The sequence below is a fragment of the Methylobacterium sp. WL6 genome, assembly GCF_008040095.1.
Lineage (GTDB): Bacteria > Pseudomonadota > Alphaproteobacteria > Rhizobiales > Beijerinckiaceae > Methylobacterium.
This window is the reverse complement of sequence record NZ_VRVH01000294.1, coordinates 1-5505: the sequence shown is the minus strand read 5'-3', so window position 1 is coordinate 5505 and position 5505 is coordinate 1. Positions and strand designations below refer to the sequence as shown.

The following is a 5505-nucleotide window of genomic DNA, read 5'->3' as shown; positions in this document are numbered from 1 at the left end:
CCTGAGCCACGGCGCGCCACCGGCGTCGCCGGGCTCGCCGTGGCTCAGGCCGCGCTCGGCATCGCGACGTTGCTGATGGCCGTGCCGCTCTGGGCGGCCCTGGCGCACCAGGTGCTGGCGATGGCCGTCCTAGTGATGGCGACCGTCCATGCGCGCCTGAGCCGCGGCCTCGTGCGCGCGACGCGCACGACCGGCCCGGCGATCGCCCCGTTCGGCTTCGAGGCGCTGGCCGGACGCGGCGCCTGATGGCGGCTCGGAGGCCCGCTTCCCCGATTCAGGATGAATGTTGAGCCTGATCGGTGGAAAAGGCGGGACGGCTCGGCGCTGCGTGGTCTGCCGGTGGAACGAGTGTCATCGAAACGGCTTAGCCTCGATGCGTTGCAGGAGGCTGTGATGTTCCTGGCCGAAGACGGACGACCGGTTGGTCTCACCTGGCACTATACGCCGCGCGAGATCGTCGCCGACGGGGTGGTCCACGGCCTCGGCGTGCTCCTCGGCCTCGCCGGGGCGGTGGCCCTGGTGTCGATGGCGCTGACGGAGCATCTCGGCACGTCCGAGCGGGTCGCGGTGGCGGTCTACGCCACCGCCCTGGTCTCGATGCTGGCGGTCTCGGCCACCTACAACCTCTACCCGGTCGGCCCGCGCAAATGGCTGCTGCGCCGCGCCGACCACGCGCTGATCTACCTGATGATCGCCGGCACCTACACGCCGCTTGTCGCCCTGGTCGGGACCGGGCCGACGGCGTGGGCGCTCCTCGCCTTCGTGTGGATCGTGGCCGGGATCGGCATCGCGGTGAAGCTGCTGCTGCCCGGCCGCTTCGACCGGCTGTCGATCGGCCTCTACCTGCTCCTCGGCTGGTGCGGCCTGTTCGCCTACGAATCGGTGATCGCGGCGCTGCAGCCGACCGCTTTGTGGATGCTCGCGGTCGGCGGCCTGCTCTACTCGGTCGGGGTCATCTTCCACGTCTGGCGCAAGCTTCCGTTCCAGAACGCGATCTGGCACGCCTTTGTGCTCGCGGCCGCCGCCTGCCATTACGGCACGGTCTGGGCGAGCCTGACCGGCGCCGCGGTCAGCTGATCCTCCGCGAATGACAGGATCGGTCGGCGCCTCAGGGCGCCACCGTCCACGGGCTGATGACGCGCATCGAGGTCTGCTGCGGCATCAGGGTCGCGGGCGTGCGCGGCGTGGATTTCAGCCGCTCGACGAACTTGCGCGCCTGGTCGGCCGGCAGCGCCGAAGCGGGCGCCATCAGCGCCGCCAGCTGCTTGCGGGTGCCGCGATCGACGTAGGCCGAACGCTCGACCGGGGCGAAGTCGCGCATCGTGTGGGCCGCATCGGGATCGCCGGTGAACACGCGGGCTCCGCTGCTCAACACCACGATGTCGCCGGGCCGCAGCGTCTCGTCCTTCATCAGGGCGGCGGCGGCGCCGCCCGTCATGTCGATCGGCTTCTGGCGGTCGGTGATCCGCACCTTCAGCGGCTCCGCGGCGGGCAGGGCGGCGTAGCGGGTCCGCGGCCGCAGCCGCGGCGACATCGCCCGGCGGATGCGCGGACGGTACGCGCCGCCGGAATAGGCCGGCTGGCTCGGCTCGGGCGCCTGCGCCTGCGCCGCCGGGCGGGCCCCACCGAACAGCGCCTCGAAGAAGCCGAGCTCGGCCGCCTGCGCCTGGGCGACGCCGCCGGCGACGAGGCCACCGGCGAGCACGGTGGCGAGGACGCGACGGTTCAAGGACGACGTCATCGATCCCTCCAAGGATGGGCGTGCAGAGACATGAGGTGAACCGCACGGCGCGTGCGATGCGACACCCCGTTAACGGCAACTTAAACGCGACAGTTCCGCGAAGTTTGCACGCGAATTCGCGGGCGGGCGCACCGGTCGAACGCATGGCGGAAGGCGCGGGCCCGATCGCATCGGGTCGCGCGAAACGTCCGGACGGATGTCGGCGGTTGCTGCGTCGGGCGTCAGGCCGGCGCGGCCTGCTCGCCCTCGCCGATGCAGTCGAGCGCGCGCTCGACGGCGCTGACCGCGTCGAGCAGGTGCTGGACCGTGCGCTCGACCTCGAGCGCCGGGCGGCCCATGGCGGCGGCGCGGGCGCTGACGTCCTCGAGCTGCTCGAGCAGCGTGAGAAGGTCTCCGGCGACGGCGACGACCTCGCAACGGGCGAGCTGCTGCACGGGGGTGCGCGGGCGGAAGGGCAGGACGTTGCTCATGAAGGCTTTCGGCTCATCACGGTCGTTGTCGCCGGAACGCGCCCGCTTGGCCAGGGTCGCACCGCCGCTCCTCCACACGAATGCCCGGTTTCGCGGCCGCAAAGCCACGCCGTGGTGACTTTTCCGTGGCCGGGCGACATCACATCCCCGGCAACCGATTCACGCGATCGGCACCGCCTTGACGCGGACACACTGGCCCGACACCTCGGCCCGTCATTTCCGCGCCTTCCCTCCCGATCACGCCCCAGGACCCGCGATGCGCCTCGTCCCGACCGTTCAGACACTCGCTCCCTTCGCCCTCGCGGCCGCCCTGGTCGGCGGCCTCGGCGCCTGCAACAGCGTCGACGGCCCCGACAGCCGCAGCGGCCTGGCGGAGACCTTCAACACCGACAACTACCGGCGCTCGAACGACACCAACGGCACGCAGACCCGGCCCGACGTGAACCGCCTGTACACCCAGCCCTCGATTCCCTCGATCGCCAACCGCGGCTACTGATCCCCGGATCGCTCCGCACCCGCGGCCCGGGGCGCCCTAGCGCTTGGCCAGGGCGTCGGCGAAGGCCGCGATGCGGTTGCGGGCGTAGGTCGGCAGGCCGGCGCTGATCGAGGTGCCGGTGTTGAAGCTCGAATTGCCCATCAGCACCTGCGCCGGCAGCAGGTTCCTGAGCACGGGGACGCGGGCGTATTCCGCCTTGCGGTCGAGGACGTCGCCCTTGATCGCCAGCGCCATGTAGGTGGTCACGACGGTCTTGGTCGGGTCGCCCGGCATCGGCTGGAACACCGCCAGGAACTTGCCGAAGCGCAGGATCTGGTTGACCCAGAAGATCGTCTGCTCCAGCCCGCCCGTGACGGTGGTGTCGACCTTCGTCAGCGCCCCGAGGCCGGCCGCCCGATCGGGGGCGAGGGTGCGCAGCTCGCTCTGGAACGTCACGAACTCGGCGATCTTCTTCGCGCCACCCTCCTCCAGCTTGTTGGCGAGCTTCACGCCGAGCGGCAGCTTGCCCTCGAGGTCGTAGCGCGACTCGATGCAGACCGTGCCCGGCTCGCACCACGGGCGGTCGGGACGGCGGGCGAAGGCCGCGGCGGGGTCCTTGGTCGGCGTCACGTCGGCGGGGTCGAGGGCCTTGTGCTTGATCGCCGGGTCCATCGCCTGCACGAAGCCGAGACGGGCCAGCGCCGCGAGGTCGATCGCCTCGGGAGGCCGCGCCACCACGAAGCGCCCCTCGGCGACGTAGACCTTCAGCGTCTCGTGCCGGGGCTTGGCCACGCCGTTCACGGTGGTGGTGTAGTCCGGCTCCTTGTAGCCGGGGAAGGGCGAGAGCGCGGCCGCTTCCGCAGGCTTGGTCCGGACCCAGTCGAGGTAGGGCGTCAGGCCGTTCTCCGGCGTCGACGGGTTGTCGCGGTGGTCGCTCACCAGGATCGCGCCGGGCTTGAGCGTCGTCGGATCGACGGCGGTGATCGAGGCGACCTCGCGGATCCGCCCGGCGGCGGCCGGCGTCGCCGCCATGCCCGGCTGCGCGGGCGACGGTGCCGGCGCCTGGGCCATCGCGCATGGGGCGCCCGAGAGCACGAACCCCGGGAGCACGAGCAAGGGCAGGGCAAGGCGAGCCGGAAGCTGCATCCGCACGAAAGGAACCTCGATGGGAAAGGGGGAGGGGCGGCGGCGTCAGTAGCGCGGGTCGTCGCCGAACAGGTAATCGGGGTCGCGCCGCCGCGGCCGGGCATCGTCGTCGCCGAAGGGCGAGCGCGCCGTCTGGCCGGGCCAGAGCCGGGAGCCGCCGTCGAGGTCGCCCTGGGCCCGGCGGCTGCGCATCGCCGGGCGCCGGTCGCCGAACGGGTCGAGCAGGTCGGCATCGGGCGCGCGGTTGCCGTAGGCGTCGCCGGCGACGTCGGCGCCGTCCTCGAGGCCCGAGAGGTCGCCGTCCTCCGCGTCCGGCCGCATCGCGTAGGCGTTCTCGCGCGGCAGCAGCTTGTACTGCGTGTCGGCCATGCGGCCGTCGGCGGCCTTGCGGAAGTGCTCGGTGAACCCGCCGCCCGAGACGCGCTGCCCGCTGCGCGGGTCGATCGAGAGGTCGACGAGCATCTGCCGCGCCTCCGGGGAGGGCGGGGCCAGCGGGGTCTTGGCCACGCCGTTGGCCCAGGCGGCCTGGAAGATCGCGGACGCGATCGGCACGGAGACGTGGCCGCCGGTCTGGCCGCGGCCCAGCGTCTTGCGGGTGCCGTCGGCATTGTCGTAGCCGACCCAGACCACCACCGTGACCTCGTTGGTGAAGCCGGCGAACCACGCGTCGTTCTCGTTCTCCGAGGTGCCGGTCTTGCCGGCCACGAACTGCGAGACCCGCGCCAGGGCCGCCGCGGTCCCGTGGTTGGTCACGCCCTGGAGCATGGTCTTGAGCTGGTAGAACGCGACCCGGTCGGCCGAGCCGATCCGCACCGGCTCGCGGGCCGCGTGGGCGTAGACGGTCCTGCCGTCGCGCTCGATCCCTTCGAGGGCGTAGGGCGCGGTGCGGGCGCCCTCGTTGGCCACCGCGGCGTAGAACCCGGCGAGGTCGATCATCCGCACCGGCTGGGCGCCCAGCACGAACGGGTAGTACGGCTCGCAGGCGGCGTAGATCTGCGCCTCCAGGGCGATGTCGCAGACCCGCTTGAGGCTGGCCGGCGCCTTGTCCGCGATCCCGCCCTGGAGCAGGCGGGCGGTGACGAGGTTCTTGGAGAATTCCAGGCCGCGCCGCAGGGTCGTCGGGCCGGAGCCGCCGCCCTCGTAGTTCTTCGGCGACCATGCGTCGCCGACCCCGCCGATCGGCGGCAGGGTCACGGGCGCGTCCATCACCAGGGTGTTGGGCTGCAGGCCGGCGTTCAGCGCGGCGAGGTAGGTCAGCGGCTTCAGGGTCGAGCCGGGCTGGCGCACCGCCTGCGTCACGCGGTTGAGCTGGCTCGCCGGGTAGGAGAACCCGCCGGCCATCGCCAGGATGCGGCCGGTGCGGTTCTCCAGCACCAGGGCCGCGCCCTGCACCGACGGCTTCACGCGGATCTCGGCGCGCAGACCTTTGCCGTCCCGCAGCTTCACCCGGACGACGTCGTACGGCTGCAGCCTGCCGCGGGCAATGCCGGGGTCGAGCAGCGCGACGCGGCCGTCGCCGAGCCCGACCTTCACGCCGTTGCGGCCGGTCTCCAGCACCACGGCGAGCGGCCAGCGCACGTCGTAGAGCACCGGCCGGGCGCTCTCGAGCGCCCGCAGCCACACCGGCTTTTCGGCGGGCGCCGCCGCGGCGACCGGCTTTCCGCGCGCCGGCC

Annotated in this window: 7 protein-coding genes; 3 read left to right on the top strand and 4 right to left on the bottom strand. The window is 72.4% G+C overall.

Annotated elements, in window-relative coordinates; all coding sequences use genetic code 11:
* Both FV230_RS23880 and FV230_RS23875 read left to right on the top strand, forming a co-directional pair.
* A partial coding sequence (locus tag FV230_RS23880) for a COX15/CtaA family protein (protein ID WP_187275599.1) occupies nt 1–246 on the top strand: 246 nt, incomplete at its 5' end.
* 147 nt (nt 247–393) lie between these two features.
* A complete protein-coding gene (locus FV230_RS23875; protein WP_147844168.1) occupies nt 394–1077 on the top strand; it encodes a hemolysin III family protein in 684 nt (227 codons plus the stop codon).
* A 31-nt stretch (nt 1078–1108) separates the two neighbouring features.
* Here the strand turns inward: FV230_RS23875 and FV230_RS23870 are convergent, their stop codons facing one another.
* Together FV230_RS23870 and FV230_RS23865 are read right to left on the bottom strand one after the other, a co-directional pair.
* Entirely contained in the window at nt 1109–1741 is a 633-nt protein-coding gene (locus tag FV230_RS23870) for a hypothetical protein (RefSeq protein ID WP_147844167.1), read from the bottom strand.
* Between the two features lie 221 nt (nt 1742–1962).
* On the bottom strand, nt 1963–2211 hold the full coding sequence (locus FV230_RS23865; protein WP_147844166.1) for a hypothetical protein: 249 nt from the start codon (nt 2209–2211) through the stop codon (nt 1963–1965).
* Nucleotides 2212–2467: 256 nt separating this feature from the next.
* Here FV230_RS23865 and FV230_RS23860 point away from each other — a divergent pair, with 256 nt between their 5' ends.
* The gene (locus FV230_RS23860; RefSeq protein WP_147729075.1) at nt 2468–2707 is read left to right on the top strand and encodes a hypothetical protein; all 240 of its coding nucleotides are present in this window, start codon (nt 2468–2470) and stop codon (nt 2705–2707) included.
* A gap of 36 nt (nt 2708–2743) precedes the next feature.
* On the opposite strand, the gene FV230_RS23855 is transcribed toward FV230_RS23860, so the two are convergent.
* Together FV230_RS23855 and FV230_RS23850 are read right to left on the bottom strand one after the other, a co-directional pair.
* Complete coding sequence (locus tag FV230_RS23855) at nt 2744–3838, bottom strand: hypothetical protein (protein WP_147844165.1); 1095 nt, start codon at nt 3836–3838, stop codon at nt 2744–2746.
* A gap of 39 nt (nt 3839–3877) precedes the next feature.
* On the bottom strand, nt 3878–5505 hold a 1628-nt coding region (locus FV230_RS23850; protein ID WP_281408320.1), incomplete at its 5' end, for a penicillin-binding transpeptidase domain-containing protein.

Bases quoted from the DNA above. Each gene is read 5' to 3' on its own strand.
- FV230_RS23875 (WP_147844168.1), top strand. From the start codon at position 394: ATGTTCCTGGCCGAAGACGGACGACCGGTTGGTCTCACCTGGCACTAT.
- FV230_RS23870 (WP_147844167.1), bottom strand. From the start codon at position 1,741: ATGACGTCGTCCTTGAACCGTCGCGTCCTCGCCACCGTGCTCGCCGGT.
- FV230_RS23865 (WP_147844166.1), bottom strand. From the start codon at position 2,211: ATGAGCAACGTCCTGCCCTTCCGCCCGCGCACCCCCGTGCAGCAGCTC.
- FV230_RS23860 (WP_147729075.1), top strand. From the start codon at position 2,468: ATGCGCCTCGTCCCGACCGTTCAGACACTCGCTCCCTTCGCCCTCGCG.